Raw genomic sequence first — 17901 nt, forward strand, 5'->3', positions numbered from 1 at the left:
TCAGGTCCTGGTGGCCGAGGGCTGCAGCGTGGCGGAGGCCGCCACCTTGTCGCCTTCGAACTGCGGCGCACCAACCTCGGTATCAGGGTTGATGGTCGTGCGCGTCGGATCCCACTTGATCGCGAAGCAGATGATGCTGGCGATCAGCGGCACCACTGACAGGATCAGGAAGGTGTGGTTCAGGCCATACCATTCCTTGAACAGCGGGAAGACCAGGAGGCCGAGCGCCGCACCGGTCGATCCCAGGGCGCCGATCACGCCGTTGGCGCCGGCTCGCAGCTCGCCGCGGAACGACAGCGACGACAGGCTCTTGCCGTTGGCCCCGGGGCCGCCGGAGTGGAACAGGATGAACAGCGACGGCACGATCGCGGCAAGCCAGATCGGCAGCTTGTCGCTGAACAGGCCGAGGATCACGAGCATCACGAACACCGCGGCGAAGCCGACGGCGGAGGCGACACGCAGGCCGAACACCCGGCCGATGGTCGGCGACATGAAGCCGCCGAAGATGCCGAACACGTTGAACATCAGCGCGCCCAGGGTGGCGAACACGAAGTCCTTGCCGAACATCGCGGCCGAGATCAGCGGCAGGTACCACCCGATGGCGAAGTACTGGATCGACTGGCCGATCTGCACGGTGGCCGCGAGGACGGTGCGCGGCAGGTAGACCCCGCGGAAGATCAGGAGCACGTTGGCGAGGCCACGACGCGCCTGATTGGCCACCGGAATCCACTCCGCCTTCGGCGCGGCCTCGAACGGCCGGCCGTAGATGCGGCTCATCGCCTGCGCGGCCTCGACGATCCGTTCCTTGCGGGCAAGCCACACCGGGCTCTCCACCAGCAGCGCGAACTGCAGCACCAGGATGACCACGGCGAACACCGCGGTCGCGCCCACCGAATAGCGCCAGATCGCGTCACCGACATTCCACGAATTGAACAGCAGCGCCAGCAGCAGGTTGCTGCACACCGCCGTGTACCACATGCCCTGCCAGGTGTTCAGGCGGCTCTTGAAGCGCACCGGCGTGAATTCGGCGAGCACCGCCATGGCGATCGCGAAGTCGATGCCATAGGCCGCGCCGACGAAAAAGCGGCCGGCAAGGATCACTTCGAAATGTGAAGCGAACATCACCAACGCAGCGCCGACGATCGCCAGCACCTTGGCGATGACCAGCGGCCGCACACGGCCCCAACGGTCAGCCATCCAGCCGCCGATCGGGTTGAAGGCGATCGAGACCCAGGAGGCGAACGAGGTGAGCAGCGCCACCTGCGCGGCGGTGAGATGCAGGTCGCGCGTCATGGGCCCGAGGCCGGCGCTCAGCGCCGAATTCGAGAACGCGTCGAGAAACAGCCCGCCGAGCGCGAGCCACCAGACAATGCCGGCGCGACCGCTGATACCGGTCTGCGCGTCGATGTACGCGATGACGTCATCGATACCGCGGAGCTTCGTGGGCTTGGATGACGTGGATGTAGAACTATTGCCTTGCATGGACGACCTTCCCCCAGATGCATCTGTAAGAAGGTCTTTTGCGTGGAAGGCATAGCAAGAGACTATCTTACAGATAGTCTTCAATCTTGCTTCTGTGCCTGCACACTAGGCAGAAAGCGGAGGGGATGTCAACGACACGGCCCATTCCGTCCCCATGCCAGTGCTTCACGCAGCCGGCGACCGGCAAATGAAGGTCAGCCAGCCCACCGATCGTCCGCGGCGGGCATATATCATATGGGTGTATGCCGTCCCCTCGAGGTAGCGCCATCGTTCGGATTCAGCTGCGGTCCTCAGCGGCTTGAATCCCGGATGATGCGAGTTCCGGTCGATGTCGCGTGCGCGTGCAACATGCCGGTGGCCATTCTCGCCTGATCGAGATCGCGCCGTCTTCCGCAAGCTGCCCTCGATCGGGGAGAACCGCCGCCATCGTGGCGAACGGGCAGCGGTCATGCCGTCGGCAGGCATGGCAGTCTCAATTCCGGCGCCGACCTTTGTGGCGCCGTCGCAACTTCGACACAGAGCACACAGGCCCCGTTGCGCGGCAGGCGATCGCACGTACGCCTGAAGGAGGAGACGCGCCCAAACGCAGCGAAGTCGCGCGAAGACTCGTGCGGCGGCTCGACGTCGAAATCAAGGAGATCGATCTCAGGACAGGGCGCATGACGTCCTCGTCATCGCCGAAGCGCCGCTCGGCGATCACATCAGTACGTTCGCGCTCACCGTCGATGGGCAACGTGCGCACCAGCACCTCGCACGCCTGAAGCGAAGCCGAGTGGGCAAGCTGGTCTCCGAGCTGCGATAGCAGGCACGCACCGACTTGAAGGAACACCGCGCGCTCTGTCGGCGTGCGGCTTCCTGCAGAACTCAGCCTGCATGTCTCGCGCCGGGACAGCACCCGCACCAGGCCGCCTGCGCGGAAGCCCCGTCGCGGTACCTTGGTACGATAGCGTCCAATTGCTGCATGCTTTCGTCCGATCCGTTGTCTGCCGGACGGAGCTCAAGTAACAAGTGTTGCAACTGAGGCGTGGATTCCGCAGCTGCGGATCTTCAGAAGACGTGGTTGACAACATGGCGCGAATGCCGACGACGGGCCCATCAACGTCCCGCAATTTTCATGCCTCCAGGGCTGGAGTCGTACGCGCGTGGCGCGCTGCGCTGCTGGCGACCGCCGCCTGGCTGGCCGTCGATACCCGCGCTGGCTATGCCCAGACCTACATCACCAATTATCAGGTGATTTCCAGCCCCAACCAGTTCGCGTCGCCGATCTACCTGCAGGGCGGTCAGCTGAGCGCTGCGGCCTCGCTCGCAAGCATTTCAGGCACCATCAACGTCGACGACAATCAGTCCGGCACGCTCTCGGCCCAGAATGGCGGCTCTGTCGGCGTCAACATCGGCAGACTCGGCCAGAATGCGATTCTGCACCTCGGCTCCGCCAGCGAGCAGGGCACCATCGTCGTCAATGCGTTCACCAGCAATTCGATCAGCAGTCCGCCCACGCTGTCCATCGACGGCGGCTATGTGCGGGCGGGATCTTGGCAATTCGGCGAAGCGCCCTCCACCTTCGCCAGCACCACCGTGGCCGCGAATGCCACACTTGACTTCAATGTCTATGCCGGAAGACTCCGCAACCTGCAGGGGGCGGGCACGGTCGGAAGCCTCAACGCCCAGATCACCGTGAACGGCGGCAACTATGCCGGCAGCATCGTGGGCGCGAGCCTGCTCGAATTCCTGGGAACCACCACCTGGACGGGTACCGGGAGCAGTATCCAGGCCTATCAGGTGGATAGCGGTGCGACCCTGACGACCTCGGGCGGCACCACCATGCTGGCGAGCGCTCGGCTCACGGTCGATGGAACATATAATCTCAATACCAGCGAAACCGTCGGCTCGCTTGCCGGCAGCGGCAATGTGGTCATCGCCTCGGGGCAGACGCTGGCCGCCGGCAGCGACAACACCAGCACCACCTTCGCGGGCGTGATCTCAGGTGCCGGCGGCCTGACCAAGAATGGCACGGGCACATTGACGCTGGGCAGCGCCAATAACTACGGCGGCGATACCATCGTGAACGCCGGCACGCTGCTGATGGGCGCGGCCAACGCGATATCCGCGACGCGCACGCTGATCGTATGGGGCGGCACCTACGACCTGAACAACCTCGACCAGAGCGTCGGCGGCATCAACGGCAATTCCGCGACAACGATCGCCCTGCGCTCGGCGACACTGACGGTCGGCGGCGCCAACCAGAACACGGGGTATTTCGGCAACATCACCGGCACGGGCGGCCTGGTGAAGACCGGCACCGGCTACCAGGATCTCTACGGCGTCAACAGCTACTACGGATCGACTGTCGTCAACAACGGCGTGCTGCGTGTGACGAGTGGCGGCACCCTGCTGAATACGCCGACGATCGACGTCTACAACGGCGGCATTTTCAGCCTCGGCACGGCCAATGGACTGTCGACGTCCGTGGGCATTACGCTGCATGACACCGGTTCGGGTCTGATGCAGGGGGGTAATCAGACCCTCGGATCCCTGGCCGGCGGCAGCGGCTCCTTCGTCCAGTTGAGTGCGGCGAGCCTGCTGACCACAGGAACCGACAACCGCAACACCACGTTCGCCGGCCATATCGATGGCGACGGCGCACTGACCAAGGTCGGCACGGGCGCGTTGACACTCTCAGGCAACAACACCTACAGCGGCGCCACCACGGTGAGCGGCGGCTCGCTCTACGTGAACAATTCGATCGCCGCCTCTTCCGGCGTCACCGTCGCGGCGGGGGCTCTGCTTGGCGGCTCCGGCACGGTGTCCTCCACCGTGGTGAACGGGACGCTGTCGGCCGGCAATTCGCCGGGCACGCTGACCGTCGCGGGAAACCTCACGCTCAACGCCGGCGCGACCTCGATCTTCGAGCTCAACACCCCAGGGGTGGTCGGCGGCAGTAATCCCGCGACGGGCAACGACCTCGTGCGCGTCAACACCAACCTGACGCTCGGCGGCACGCTGGACGCGCGGATCGCCGCGGCGGGCTTCTACCGCCTGTTCACCTATGGCGGCACGCTGTCCGGCAATTTCGCGGCCACCACCCTCAGCTCCACCACCTCCGGCTTCACCATCGCCAATGCGCAGCTGGAGACCAGCATTGCGGGCCAGGTCAACCTGTCGGTGCTCGGCACCGGACAGAACCTGCAGTTCTGGGACGGTAGCGACAGCACCGGCAATGGCACCGTCGACGGCGGAGCAGGAACCTGGAGCGCGGGCGGCACCAACTGGACCGGCAAACCCGGACAGGCGGCGATCAACGGCTCGTGGGGCGGATCGGTCGGCGTGTTCGCCGGCGCGGCCGGCGGCACGGTGACGGTGGCGGGCACGCAAAGTTTCGACACCCTGCAGTTCTCGACCAATGGTTACACATTGAGCGGCGGCACCCTGGCGATCGCCCCGGCCAGCGGCAATGCCGGCGTGTTCAATGTCGACAGCAACATCTCGGCCACGATCGCATCGACGATCACGGACGGCAGCGGCACCGCGCTCGGCAAGGCCGGAGGCGGCACCCTGGTGCTGACCGGCAGCAACAGCTACAGCGGCGGCACGATCCTCGCCGGCGGTACCCTGTCGGTCTCGTCGGACGCCAATCTCGGCCTTGCAAGCGGCGCGCTGACCTTCACCGGCGGCATGCTGCAGGTCACCGGCACGTCGTTTACGACGACCTCCCGCGCGGTCACCTTGGCGGCCGGCGGCGGCGGGTTCGATATCGCCGACACGGCGAACACGTTCACGCTCAACCAGACCGTCGGCGGAACGGGCGGGCTCATCAAATCCGGCGCGGGCACGCTGGTGCTGACAGGCGCCAACACCTATCAGGGTGGCACGACGATCAACGGCGGCGTACTGCAGGTTTCCGCTGACAATAATCTCGGCGCCAGCGGCAGCGGCCTTACCTTCAACGGCGGCACGCTGAACATGCAGAGCAGCTTCTCGAGCGCGCGCGGCCTCGCTTTCACCGGCGCCGGCACCATCGCGACTGCCGGCGGCACAGCGCTCGGCTTCGACGGCGCGATCAGCGGCAGCGGTGCGTTCACCAAGAGCGGCGACGGCCGCCTGACGCTCGGCGGCGACGGCAGCGCGTTCACCGGCGCGACCACGGTGACGGCCGGCACGCTGGCGGTCAACGGCGTGCTCGGCGGCACGATGACGGTGGACGGCGGGGCACGGCTGCAAGGCAACGGCACGGTCGGGCCGGTGACGCTCGCCGCCGGCGCAACCATCGCACCGGGAAACTCGATCGGCACACTCTCTGTCGCCGGCAATGTCACGTTCGCGCCCGGAGCAATCTACGAAGCGGAGGTCAATGCCGCCGGCCAGGGCGATCGCATCGTCGCGAGCGGACTGGCGACGTTGTCCGGCGCCCGGGTCAGCGTGCTGGCCGGCAGCGGCAACTACGGACTGCGGACCAGCTACACCCTCCTCACCGCGGCCGGCGGCCTTTCCGGCACCTTCGCGGACTTCAGCTCCAATCTCGCCTTCCTGACGCCGAGCCTCGCCTACGATGCGCACAACGTGACGCTGACGCTGACGCGCAACAGCACCGATTTCGCCGCCGTCGGCGTGACACCGAACCAGCGCGCCACCGGCAGCGCGATCGACCGGCTCGGCACCGGCAACCCGGTTTGGAGCGCCGTGCTCCAGATGGACGAAGCGACCGCACGCCGCGCCTTCGACCAGTTCTCCGGCGAGATCCATGCCTCCAGCCGCGCCGTGCTGCTGCAGGACAGCCACATCGTGCGCGACGCGGTGATGGACCGCCTGCGCAACGCCTTCGCCACCGCCGGGGCGCCGTCGCTGCCGATGATGGCCTACGCGGCAGCCGACGGCGGGCAACCGGCAGGGACGCCCGATCATGACATCGTGGTGTGGGGCCAGGCGCTCGGCGCATGGGGTCATCTCGCTGGCGACGGCAACGCCTCACGCATCAACCGCACCGCCAGCGGTGTGCTGGCCGGTGCCGACGCGCGCATCGGGGACGGCTGGCGGGTCGGCTTCGTCGGCGGCTACAGCCAGACACGGCTCGACGTGTCGCAGCTCGGAGCCTCGGGCATCAGCGACAACGCCCATGTCGGCCTCTATGCCGGCACCGAATGGCATGCGCTGGCGCTGCGCGTCGGCGTCGCTGGCAGCTGGCAGGACCTCGCTGCAAGCCGCACCATCCTGCTTCCCAATTTCGCCGATCGGCTGACCGCTTCGTACGGTGCCTGGACCACGCAGGTGTTCGGCGAGCTCGGTTATCGCCTGCGCGTCGGCCGGTTCGACCTCGAGCCTTTCGCGGGCGCCGCCTATGTCAATGTCGGCAGCGACACCTTCCGCGAGGCGGGCGGCGCTGCAGCGCTCGCCGGCTACAATCCAGCGACGGAGGCGACGTTCACGACGCTCGGCCTGCACGCCGCAACCGGCTTCGACCTCGCCGGCGTCTCCACCACCGCTCGCACGACCCTCGGCTGGCGGCATGCGTTCGGCGCGGTCACGCCGATCACCATGGTCAGTTTCGCCAATGGCGGCCCCTTCACCATCGCCGGCACGCCGCTCAGCCGCGACGCCGCCGTGGTCGAGGCCGGGCTCGATGCGCGGGTTTCGGCACAGGCGAGCGTCAATCTATCCTATAGCACCCAGGTGTCTGGCGCTCTGATCGACCAGTCGTTCCGTGCGGGGCTCAATCTGAAATTCTAGCGCGCGCGTCGCCGCGGCCGCGACGCGCCACCACCTCCTGATAGGCCCTCTGCAGCCGCTCGCCGACTGTGGGGCCCGTTTTCCTGCGCTTGATGCCGAGATGAATCTCGCGCAGCTCGTCCATCATCTCGGCCCACATCTTCGGGCCGCCGTCGCGCAGCAGCTGCGCGCGGATGCCGAGCTCCTCGGTGACGGGCAGATACTTCACGCCCCACGCTGCCATCTGCGCGATCACCGGCAAGAGTTCGATGCCCTGCTCCGTGAGGCTGTAGACGCCCTTCTGCTTGTGCGTGGGATCGTCGGCGCGGGTGAGGATGCCCGCTTCCAGCAGCGTCTTCAGACGGTCGGCGAGAATGTTGGAGGAGATGCGTTCCTCGGAGTGCGTCAACAGCTCGCGGAAATGCCTGCGGTTGCCGAAGATGATGTCGCGGATGACCAGCAGGCTCCATTTGTCGCCGACCACTTCCAGCGTGAGGTTGATCGGGCAGCCCGACCGTTTTGGATCATTCATGGCTCGTTCCCGGAGGCATCGGCTGACGACTCTCAAATAAACCACTTGCATTTTCGCACTGGTTTTCCTACCAAGGCAACCAGTTGCAAATCGCAATCGGTCTGGAGATGTCGCCATGGCGCTGGAGCTGTACTTTCACCCGCTGTCGTCCTACAGCCAGAAGGCGGTGATCGCGTTCTACGAGAACGACATCTCCTTTGAGCCAAACGTGCTCAACATCGGCGATCCCGTTCAAAGTGCAGAAGTGAAGGCGTTGTGGCCGATCGGCAAATTCCCGGTGCTGCGCGACGAAACCCGCGGCGTCACCGTCGGCGAGGCCAGCATCATCATCGAATATCTCGCGCTGCACCGGCCGGGACCGACGCCGCTCGTGCCGGCGGATCCCGACGCGGCCTGGCAGGTGCGCATGCGCGACCGCTTCTTCGACTTCTATGTCAACGACCAGATCGGAATCGTCATCGCCGATCGTGCGCGTCCGGTCGCGCAGAAGAACACCATGGACGTCGAGGCAGCCCGCAAGCGCCTTAGAACTGCGCTCGACGTCATCGAGGCGGAGATGGCGACACGGACATGGGCCGCGGGTGACGCCTTCAGCATGGCCGACTGCGCAGCCGCACCCGCGCTGTTCTATGCCAACGACGTCATGCCGTTCGCCGACAGCCACCCGCACACCATGCGCTATCATCAGCGGCTGTCGCAGCGCTCGTCCTACGCCCGCGTGCTCAAGGAAGCGGAACCCTATCTCCATCTCGTCCCGAAGGAATAGCGAGGAGCGGTCGCCAGACGGCCGCCGGGCGTCCTATAACCGTCGCAGACCTGACGATTCGGAACGCCCCGCGACACGATGGCCCCGCCCAAGACAACCACGACCTCCGATACACCCCGGGCCTGGCAGCGCATGCTGTCGGGCCGCCGGCTCAATCTCATCGACCCCTCGCCGCTCGACATCGAGATCGAGGACATCGCCCATGGCCTCGCACGGGTCGCACGCTGGAACGGACAGACGTCCGGCACTTATATTTTCTCGGTGGCGCAGCATACGCTGCTGGTCGAGGCCGTGCTGCGCGCGCGCGCGCCGCGCATCGATCACCGCATCCGCCTCGCCGCCATGCTGCACGACGCGCCGGAGTATGTGATCGGCGACATGATCTCGCCGTTCAAGGCGATCATCGGCGGCGCCTACAAGCAGATCGAGAAGCGGCTGCTGTCGGCGATTCACATCCGCTTCGGGCTGCCGGCCGAACTCGCGCCCGAAATCGAAGCGCAGATCAAGCAGGCCGACATGGGCGCGGCCTATCTCGAGGCCACCCACCTCGCCGGATTCTCGCAGGCCGAATCCCGCCGCCTGTTCGGCCGTGATCCCGGCCTGCCGGCGGAGACCGAGGCGAGCTACATGACGCCGTGGCCGGCGGGCAAGGCGGAGAAGCAATTTCTGGCGCGCTTCAAAAGCCTGCTGGATTAGAAGCGAAGCCTGCTTTCTTGCCGGACGCGCAGCGGGACAGCCGCGATCGGCACGACCATACCGCCGGTTCCACCTTCCCGCCGCCGCGAGCGGGGCCTATAAGGGCGCGACAGCCTCAGGGATCGCCATGCTTCACGTCTGCTCGCTCGCCGATCTGCCCGCCACCGTAACGGCGACGGGTGCGCGCTATGTCCTCACGGTGATGGGCAATGTCGACAAGGCCGAACGGCCGCCGTCCGTGCCGGTGGCCAACCACCTCAAAGTCTCGATGGACGACATCACCGAAGCCGCCGACGGCTTCGTCGCGCCCTCCTCAGCCCATGTCGGGCAGGTGCTCGACTTCATCCGCGCCTGGCGGCGCGACGCACCGATGGTGATCCACTGCTATGCGGGCATCAGCCGCTCGACCGCGAGCGCCTTCGCCGCGGCCTGTCTCCTGAGCCCCGACCGCGACGAGCTGTCGATCGCCCGCCAGATCCGCGCGGCATCGCCGAGCGCCTTTCCCAACCGCCTGATCGTGACCCTCGCCGACCAGGCGCTCGGCCGGAACGGCCGCATGCTGCGCGCGCTCGACGCCATGGGCCCCGGCAACATGAGCGTCGAGGGGCGCCCGTTCCGCGTCGAGATCGACTGATCGCCGCAAGACGCCCGCAGGCGCTGGCTTCCATCCTCAGCGCTCATCAACACCACGGCCGGAGTTATCCCGCCCGTTGGATGACGCGTCCCCCGGTTTGACCTAAGCTCAGGCGCACCCGCCGATCGCCCGTCCAGCGATTCCCCCCGCGCCAACCCGGATACGACCGCACACCTGCGATGTCCGACAAGTTCCTCAGGCCCATCGAAATCGGCCTCACCGCCGCCATCGTGGCGATCGAGGCCAACGAGCCGCTGGTGCTGACCGCACCGGGGAGCGACGGCGACACGCTGCGTGGCCTGCCGTTCGGGCCGTTCGATGCGCTGGCGCACCGCACCTTCGAAATCGGACTGCGCGCCTGGGTGCAGGAGCAGTCCGGCCTGCATCTCGGCTATGTCGAGCAGCTCTACACGTTCGGCGACCGGGGCCGCCATGCCCGCCCCGGCGATACCGATGCCCACATCGTCTCCGTCGGTTATCTGGCGCTGACGCGCACGGCTGAACCGAACGCCCAGCCCCATGTCGCCGGCGCGACTTTCGAGCCATGGTACCGCTATTTCCCGTGGGAGGACTGGCGCACGGCGCGTCCGGAGATCATCGAACGGCACATCCTGCCGGCGCTGCATGCCTGGGCCGCCGAGCCCGAGGCACCGAACGCCAGCCGCGCGCTGCCGCGCGCCGACCGCGTCCGCCTGCATTTCGGCGGCGAAGGCGTGCAGTGGGACGAGGAGCACGTGCTCGACCGCTACGAGCTGCTGTATGAGGCCGGCCTCGTCGAGGAGGCCCGCCGTGACGGCCGACCTGCGGCGCTGGCGCGTACCACTCGACTGCCGCTCGGCGTCGCGATGCGCTTCGATCATCGCCGCATTCTTGCCACCGCGATCGCCCGGCTGCGCGCCAAGCTGAAATATCGTCCAGTGGTGTTTGAACTGTTGTCGCCGGAATTCACACTTACGGAATTGCAGCACACTGTCGAGGCGATCTCGGGGCGGCATCTGCACAAGCAGAACTTCCGTCGCCTGGTCGAATCCGGTGCTGTCGTCGAGCCAACCGGCGAGATGTCGCTGCGCACCGGCGGTCGCCCGGCCGCGCTGTTTCGCTTCCGTCGCGACGTGCTGCAGGAGCGGCCGGCGCCGGGCCTGCGCGTGCGCGGGCGACGCTGACGTCTTGTGGCGGCCGGCCACGCCGCATGGCATGCCGGTCGATCTGGAGGATCCATGGAATTTCTGGCTTTGATCATCGCCATCGTGGCCGCGATCTTCGCACGCAAGGCGTTGACCCGCAGCGACAAGCTGGCCGAACGTGTCGTCGCGCTCGAAGCCGCGCTCAAGGCCGCGCCCGCCGCCGCCACGACGGACGCGCCGATTGCGCCGGCCATCGGGACGCCCACGCCACCACCAGACATCGCGGCGCAGTTGCCGATCGCCGACAGCGCCGCACTCGCCCCCGGTGCAGTATCGCCACCACCACCGCCCCCGCAGCCTCAGCCCGAGGTGCTCGCGGACGTTCCGCCGGTCGCCGACGCGCCGCCGACCGCGCCCGTGGCGCGGCCGGGGCTCGAGGAGCGACTGGGCACGCGCTGGGCGGTGTGGCTCGGCGGCGTGACGCTCGCGCTGGGCGGCCTGTTCCTGGTGCGCTATTCCATCGAGCAGGGTCTCATCGGCCCCGGCGTGCGCGTGCTGCTCGGCGGCCTGTTCGCGCTGGCACTGCTCGCCGCCGGCGAGATCACGCGGAGCAAGGACAGCGTCGCGCAGATACCGGTGCTTCCGATCGCCAACATCCCCGCGATCCTCACCGCCGCGGGCACCGTGGTGGCATTCGCAACCGTCTATGTCTCCTACGCGCTCTATGATTTCCTGGCGCCCGCCGCCGCCTTCCTTCTGCTCGGCGCGGTCGCGCTCGGAACGCTCGCCGCGGCGCTGCTGCATGGTCCTGCCCTCGGCGGCCTCGGCCTCGCCGCAGCGTTCGTCACGCCGATCCTGGTGTCGTCCGGCAAGCCGGACTACTGGGCGCTCTACGTCTACCTCGCGGTGGTGACGGCGGCGGCCTTCGCGCTGGCGCGGCTGCGGCTGTGGCGCTGGCTCGCAGTGACCACCGTCGTGTTCGCGCTGCTGTGGCTCGCGCCATGCCTGCAGTGCGGCCCGTCGATGATCGGCCCGCACACCTTACATGTCATCGCCGGCTTCGCGCTCGCCGCAGGCCTCGTGGTCTGTGGTTTCCTGTTCGGACCGACGATGGAGCACGGCCGTGTCGAGCCGGTATCCTCCGGCGCGCTCGCCGCCTACCTGCTCGGTGCAACACTGATCGTGCTCGCAGCCGATCATGCCGCCTCGACACTGGTCGTGTTCACGCTGCTGATCGCGTCGACCATCGCCATCGCGTGGCGCGCCGAAGCGGCCATCGGCGCGGTCGCCGCCGGCGCGGTGATGAGCGCCCTCGTGTTCCTGAGCTGGGTGGTGACCATCGACATCGGTGAACTGACCATCGCGGGCGGCGCCATGGCCGGCGTCGCACCACAGCCGCAGGATGCGTCCGTCTCCGCCCATCTCATCGCCGCCGCCGTGGTCGCAGCCGGTTTCGGCATCGCCGGCTTCGCGGCGCAGGGCCGCTCCATCGCCGCTGCCGTTCCCGTGATCTGGGCTGCCACGGCGACATTCACCCCCCTCGCCCTGCTGATCGCGCTCTATGCGCGCATCGCCGCCTTCGACCGCTCGATCCCGTTCGCCATCGTCGCCGTCGTGCTGGCGGCCGCGTATGGCGCGGCGACCGAAGCGCTCAACAAGCGCGAGCATCGGCCGGGCCTCGCGATCGCGACGGCGCTGTTCGCCACCGCGACGCTCGGCGCGCTGGCGCTGGCACTGACCTTCGCGCTTGAAAAAGGCTGGCTCACCATCGCGCTCGCGCTGATGTCCGCCGGCACGGCCTGGATCGCCAACCAGCGGCCGATCCCGTTCCTGCGCTGGCTCGCAGCGATCCTCACCGCCATCGTCACGCTGCGCATCGGCTATGAGCCGCGCATCGCCGGCGCCGCAGTCGGAACGACGCCGGTCTTGAACTGGCTGCTGTGGGGATATGGCGTGCCGGCGCTGTCGTTCTGGACCGCCGCACACCTGTTGCGGCGGCGCGGCGACGACGTGCCGCTGCGCATGATGGAAGCGGCCGCGATCCTGTTCACGGTGCTGCTCGCCTTCATGGAGATCCGCCACGCGATCAACCGCGGCGACGTCTATGCGCCGCAAGCCGGCCTTGCCGAGGTCGCGCTGCAGGTCTGCGTCGCCATCGCCATGGCGATCGGCCTCGAGCGGCTGCGGCTGCGCAGCGGCAGCATCGTTCACAACATCGGCGCGATCGTGCTCGCCGCCTATGCCGCGGGCGGCATCCTGCTCGGGCTGCTGACCAGCGAATGGCCATTGTTCACCGGCGCCGATGTCGGCGGTGCGATCATCGGCCTGCTGACACTCGGCTACGCGCTGCCGGCCGTACTCGCGCTCGGGCTCGCCCGCACTGTCGCGCCGCCGCGTCGGCCGGCTGCCTATGGTCACACCATCGCCGGCGTCGCGCTGGTGCTGGCCCTGGCGTTCGTCAGCCTCGAGGTCCGGCGTTTCTACCAGGGCCCGGTGCTGACGGGCTCGACGACCGACTCCGAGCAGTACGCCTACTCGGTCGTCTGGCTCCTGTTCGGCGTTGCGCTGCTCGCCGTCGGCTTCGTCCTGCCCTCACAACGGGCGCGGCTGGCGTCCGCGGTGATCATCGGCCTGACGGTGCTGAAGGTGTTCGTGATCGACATGTCGGTGCTGACCGGGGTCTTCCGGGCGCTGTCGTTCATGGGCCTCGGCCTCGTGCTGGTGTCGATCGGCTGGCTGTATCAGCGCCTGCTGTTGCGCCGACGCCCGCCGACACCAGACGCCGGCCAGACATGACCAGCCATCGGCCGCGCGTGATGGCCGACGAAATCAGCGCACAAGATCGCTGAGGCGCAACGTCTCGGGCTGGAAGCGATCGCAGCGGATGCCGAAGCGATCGCCCCGCCGCAGCGTCTTGTGCCACGGCAGCGCCTCGAACAGCGTCGTCTGATAGCGCACGCCGCTCTGCGGCGTGATCTGGAGCGTCGCCTTGACCAGCCACGTGCCGAACGGTGCGTATGGCAGTTCGTCCGCCTGCAGCACGGCTACCGTGCAAACAGGCGCCGGCGCTGCAACCGCCTGCGTCACGACAGCCGGGCCGAGCAACGCCGCCAGTGCAAGGATCATACGCTTCAAGATCGATCTACTGGCGGCACAGGACGGTACCCTGTCCATGGGCTCAATACCCTCGATGAATGGTAGCGAACCCGCCTGACACGAACCTGACAGATGGCTTCGGCATGGCACGATGATGCAACCATGATGAGCGGGCTGCGTCGACTGTCACATCTCCGCAAGCGTCCTGTTATTTTTCTCAGCTGGCGCACGCGCCTGTCCTGGCGGTACAATGTGGCAATTCGTCGCGCGATTCCCGAGCCTACGACCATGCCACCGCGGCCTCCCCGCAAACCTTCAGCCGAACATGACATTCCGGAGGAGCCACCCGCCGCTGCCGCTGGCAGGGTCGGGAAAGCTCTCCATCGTGACGACAATGCCCCAGCGCAGCGCAGCCGCCGCAAGGCCGAACATCAGGCCTTCCTGCGCTTCGCCAAGGCCGCCCGCAAGGTCGGACTGATTGTCAGCCGCGAGACCTATGATCGCTTCTACAAGGACATGTCGCCCTGCGGCAGCGAACCCGCCACTGACGCGTAACCGAGGAGAGCCTCAGGAGTCGCCCGTACTCGCCGCGAGAGGCTCGGGGACCCGCGATTTCACCGGCGAACGCGAGACCGGCAGAGCCACGATGAAGCGTGAGCCCCGGCCTTCGGTACTGTCCACCGAAACACCGCCGCCATGCAGATCGGCAACAATCTTGACCAGATACAGCCCGACCCCTGTGCCGACGATTCCCGAAACATTGCTACCGCGCTTGTAGCGGCCGAAGATGTCCGCCAGATCCTTGTCCGGAATGCCCATCCCCTGGTCGCGTACGGTAATCGCGACCTGTCCGCGCTCGACCATGGCTGTCACCTCGATCGGGCTGCCATCAGGCGAATATTTCAGTGCGTTCGAGATCAGATTTCCGAACAGCTGGGACAGCAGCTTCGCATCGCCGAACACCGGCAGGATTGCGGTCCCCAGCTGCTGCGAGATCCTGGCCTGCGGCGCGATCTCCCGGTGCAGTTGGCACACCTCGGCCAGCACCGTGCGCAGATCGATCTCGGCCGGATGGAAATAGAGCTGGGCGCCGCTGTCGATCAGGCGCGCGCTGTTCAGCAGCTTGTCGATCACGGTGGTGATCTGGAGCACGGCGGTGCGGATCTTGCGGGCGCGCGTCGCGGTGTCATCGACCTCGCCGCGATCGCCGAGCTTGATCAGGCGCTGTGCCTGCCCGTCGATGACAGTGAGCGGCGTGCGAAACTCGTGCGAAGCCATCGACAGGAAATCCTGCTGCAATTGGGTCAGCAGCTGCTCCTGCGCCAGCTTTTCCTCCAGCATCGAGGCCTGCTGCGACAGCGAGCGCTGGCTCAGCATCAGCTCGATGGCGTTGGTGCGGAAGATGCCAAGGGCGCGCGCCATTTCGCCGATCTCGTCGATGCGCTCGGCGCCGCGGATCTCGATGTCGGTGTCGTTGCCGGCGAGCCTGCGCATGCCGACGGCCAGCTGCTGCAACGGGCGCGAAATGAAGCGCTTGACGTAGACCAGAGCCGCCATGCCCAGCAGTGCCGCCATCACCATCGCCGCACTGATCCAGCCGCGCGCATTGCGATAGGCGGCATCGGCCTCGTCGCTCGCCGCGTTGGCGCTGGTCACGTTGAGGCGGGTCACCGTGTCCAGGGCGTCGTTGACCACGTCATAGCTCGCCTGCGAGGCCGTGCGGTACAGGTTGACCGCCTCGGCCGTCTGCCCGGCCTCGTGCAGCTGCAGCACCCGGTCGACCATGCGGCGGTACGCGATCCAACCGTCCTTGAAGCGGGCATAGAGGCCCGAAGCAGCCGGCGAACGGCGCAGGCCCTCATAGGCCGCCTGCGCCTGTTCCACCGAATGGCCGAGGCTTTCAAGTTCGCGCTTGCTGGCAGCCGACTCGGAAGCCGACGACAGCAGGTAGCGCCCCTCCGCCGCCCGAAAATCCGAAGTGAAATTGTTGAGATCGCCGATGACGCGGGTAGCCGGCAGCCAGACGTCGCGGACATCCGCCGACGAGCGGTTGAACTCGCTCAGACGCTCGATGCTGAACGATCCGAGCACCGCCACCAGCAGGAAAAAGAACACAAATACCAGGGACAGGGAGAAGTTCAGCGAGCGCGGATACATGGTCGTCACCTGAGGCTGCGCCCCGAACCAGGCGCTCAAACCGGCGGCGCCATGCAAGGGGCCCGGTTGTGCCGTTCATCATGACGCTTTGCCGGTCCCGGCTACTGTGATTTATCACATTTGCCCGATCGCGGAAGACCTCGGTATTTTGCCGGGCCAATCGGCTAAGCTGCCCGTCCGGCCTGATCGCAGGAGCGGGCCGTGATATGTTTATTCTGTTGTCTTGAGAAGCCGTGTCTTGCCGATGACCCAGACCAAGAAGAAGATCCTGTGTATCGAGGACGATCGGGAAACCGCGGCGCTGATCGCCGAGGAACTGACCGAACGGGGCTTCGAAGTCGCCCTCGCCTATGACGGTGGCGAAGGCTTCGCCGCGATTTTCAAGACCATGCCGGACCTCGTCCTGTGCGACATCAACATGCGGGTGATGTCCGGGTTCGAGGTGCTGGAGCACCTGACCCGGATCGGACCGCGCTTCAACAACATGCCGTTCGTCTTTCTCACCGCCCTGACCGACCGCAAAAGCGAGATCAAGGGACGGCAGCTCGGCGCCGACGACTATGTTACCAAGCCGATCGATTTCGATGTGCTGGCCGCGATCGTCACCGCCCGGCTTGCCCACATCGCACGCACCGATGTGTGGGCCCGCGACGTGCAGCTCAACGATCGCGAGGTGGAGACGCTGACCTGGGTCGCCCGCGGCAAGACGTCGGCGGAGATCGCCCAGATTCTCGGGCTGACCAAGCGCACCGTCGACTTTCATGTCGACAATGCCCGCATCAAGCTCGGCGTTGCGACCCGCACCCAGGCCGCCATCAAGGCCGTGACCGGGCGGCTGATCGAACCCTAGGACTGTCCGCAGACTGCGGGGCCGCGTCCGGCGCGGCCTTTGCTCCCACCTGCGCGCTCGCCCGCGACACCAGCCCAGCGACATAATCGGCGGCGTTGTCGGGAAACCAGCCGACGCCGACCCGCCGCAGTTCATGCGAAGTTCTCTCCGCGCGCCCGAGATCGTCGAGCAGACGGGCATAGGCGTGCAGGGCCGCCATATCGACATCGCGCGTGGTGTCCGCAAGCTCCTTGAGCCGGGTCGCCGCAGCGAGGCTCCCCCGCTTCAGCGCGCACTCCGCCGCGATTTCGAGTTCGAGGCGAAGAATGTCGCGGATCTGCTCGCTCAGGCCGCGATCGGGGCACGACCGCTCCACGGTGGACGATGTGGCCTGCACTGCCGCGGCCGCCGGCTCCGTTCCGATCAGGAAGTCGAACCATCTGCTCATGGGCACGTCGCTCGCTCGTCACATCCCCACCCCCGGTGCAGCCGGATCGCTCAGGGCCGCCGGATCGACACGCTGCTGCCGCTCAGGATTCCAGTCGGCGCCGATGAGGAGCCGCCGACGGTCGCGGTCGTCGCGGCCGGCTTGGTCATCGTCGTCCCATTGACGACCGGTGCGTTGGTGGCGGGTGACATCGCCTTCGCCGCCTTCGGCGTTGCCGGCTTGACGACCGGCACAGGCGGGGGCGGCGGGGCGGGCGGAGGCGGCGGTGCAGCCACGACCGGCACGGGCGCCGGAGGCGGCGGCGCAACGGCAGGCCCCGTCGAACCACGAAACTTGATCGTCTTGCGGTCCGCGGTGCCGGCCGCCGCGATCGTCATCGTCCCGGTCATCACGACCATCACCGCGATCGCCACACGCCAACCCGACTTCATGTTTTG

At 67.0% G+C, this 17901-nt stretch carries 14 protein-coding genes; 8 read left to right on the forward strand and 6 right to left on the reverse strand.

What is annotated here, in order from left to right:
* The gene (locus tag JQ639_RS09460) at nucleotides 1–1482 is read right to left on the reverse strand and encodes an MFS transporter (protein WP_211965856.1); all 1482 of its coding nucleotides are present in this window, start codon (nucleotides 1480–1482) and stop codon (nucleotides 1–3) included.
* A gap of 1077 nt (nucleotides 1483–2559) precedes the next feature.
* On the opposite strand from JQ639_RS09460, the gene JQ639_RS09465 reads away from it, so the two are divergent.
* On the forward strand, nucleotides 2560–7203 hold the full coding sequence (locus tag JQ639_RS09465) for an autotransporter domain-containing protein (RefSeq protein ID WP_211965857.1): 4644 nt from the start codon (nucleotides 2560–2562) through the stop codon (nucleotides 7201–7203).
* Here JQ639_RS09465 and JQ639_RS09470 read toward each other — a convergent pair.
* The gene (locus JQ639_RS09470; protein ID WP_211965858.1) at nucleotides 7187–7714 is read right to left on the reverse strand and encodes a winged helix-turn-helix transcriptional regulator; all 528 of its coding nucleotides are present in this window, start codon (nucleotides 7712–7714) and stop codon (nucleotides 7187–7189) included. The genes JQ639_RS09465 and JQ639_RS09470 overlap by 17 nt on opposite strands.
* Nucleotides 7715–7829: 115 nt before the next feature.
* Between JQ639_RS09470 and JQ639_RS09475 the strand changes: the two genes are divergently transcribed.
* The 5 genes from JQ639_RS09475 to JQ639_RS09495 all read left to right on the forward strand — a co-directional run bounded on the left by JQ639_RS09475 (nucleotide 7830) and on the right by JQ639_RS09495 (nucleotide 13730).
* A complete protein-coding gene (locus JQ639_RS09475) occupies nucleotides 7830–8480 on the forward strand; it encodes a glutathione S-transferase family protein (RefSeq protein ID WP_211965859.1) in 651 nt (216 codons plus the stop codon).
* A gap of 78 nt (nucleotides 8481–8558) precedes the next feature.
* Nucleotides 8559–9176, forward strand: coding sequence for a YfbR-like 5'-deoxynucleotidase (locus tag JQ639_RS09480; protein WP_211965860.1), 618 nt, complete (start codon nucleotides 8559–8561; stop codon nucleotides 9174–9176).
* 127 nt (nucleotides 9177–9303) lie between these two features.
* Nucleotides 9304–9810: a tyrosine phosphatase family protein gene (locus tag JQ639_RS09485; RefSeq protein WP_211965861.1), complete on the forward strand. Its 507-nt coding sequence runs from the start codon at nucleotides 9304–9306 to the stop codon at nucleotides 9808–9810.
* A 179-nt stretch (nucleotides 9811–9989) separates the two neighbouring features.
* Nucleotides 9990–10973 (forward strand): NUDIX hydrolase, encoded by a 984-nt coding sequence (locus JQ639_RS09490; RefSeq protein WP_211965862.1) that lies wholly within the window; start codon nucleotides 9990–9992, stop codon nucleotides 10971–10973.
* Nucleotides 10974–11027: 54 nt separating this feature from the next.
* Entirely contained in the window at nucleotides 11028–13730 is a 2703-nt protein-coding gene (locus tag JQ639_RS09495) for a DUF2339 domain-containing protein (RefSeq protein WP_211965863.1), read from the forward strand.
* A gap of 33 nt (nucleotides 13731–13763) precedes the next feature.
* On the opposite strand, the gene JQ639_RS09500 is transcribed toward JQ639_RS09495, so the two are convergent.
* Nucleotides 13764–14069 (reverse strand): hypothetical protein, encoded by a 306-nt coding sequence (locus JQ639_RS09500; RefSeq protein ID WP_211965864.1) that lies wholly within the window; start codon nucleotides 14067–14069, stop codon nucleotides 13764–13766.
* Nucleotides 14070–14162: 93 nt separating this feature from the next.
* Between JQ639_RS09500 and JQ639_RS09505 the strand changes: the two genes are divergently transcribed.
* Complete coding sequence (locus JQ639_RS09505) at nucleotides 14163–14585, forward strand: hypothetical protein (RefSeq protein ID WP_211976400.1); 423 nt, start codon at nucleotides 14163–14165, stop codon at nucleotides 14583–14585.
* A 12-nt stretch (nucleotides 14586–14597) separates the two neighbouring features.
* On the opposite strand, the gene JQ639_RS09510 is transcribed toward JQ639_RS09505, so the two are convergent.
* On the reverse strand, nucleotides 14598–16187 hold the full coding sequence (locus tag JQ639_RS09510) for a sensor histidine kinase (RefSeq protein ID WP_211965866.1): 1590 nt from the start codon (nucleotides 16185–16187) through the stop codon (nucleotides 14598–14600).
* A 244-nt stretch (nucleotides 16188–16431) separates the two neighbouring features.
* On the opposite strand from JQ639_RS09510, the gene JQ639_RS09515 reads away from it, so the two are divergent.
* On the forward strand, nucleotides 16432–17037 hold the full coding sequence (locus JQ639_RS09515) for a response regulator transcription factor (protein WP_211965867.1): 606 nt from the start codon (nucleotides 16432–16434) through the stop codon (nucleotides 17035–17037).
* Here JQ639_RS09515 and JQ639_RS09520 read toward each other — a convergent pair.
* Together JQ639_RS09520 and JQ639_RS09525 are read right to left on the reverse strand one after the other, a co-directional pair.
* Nucleotides 17003–17464, reverse strand: coding sequence for a hypothetical protein (locus tag JQ639_RS09520; protein ID WP_211965868.1), 462 nt, complete (start codon nucleotides 17462–17464; stop codon nucleotides 17003–17005). The two genes, JQ639_RS09515 and JQ639_RS09520, sit on opposite strands and share 35 nt — an antisense overlap.
* A 50-nt stretch (nucleotides 17465–17514) precedes the next feature.
* Nucleotides 17515–17895 (reverse strand): hypothetical protein, encoded by a 381-nt coding sequence (locus JQ639_RS09525; protein ID WP_211965869.1) that lies wholly within the window; start codon nucleotides 17893–17895, stop codon nucleotides 17515–17517.
* Nucleotides 17896–17901 lie beyond the last annotated feature (6 nt).

Origin of the sequence: Bradyrhizobium sp. U87765 SZCCT0048 (assembly GCF_018131225.1) — a bacterium.
Lineage (GTDB): Bacteria > Pseudomonadota > Alphaproteobacteria > Rhizobiales > Xanthobacteraceae > Bradyrhizobium_A.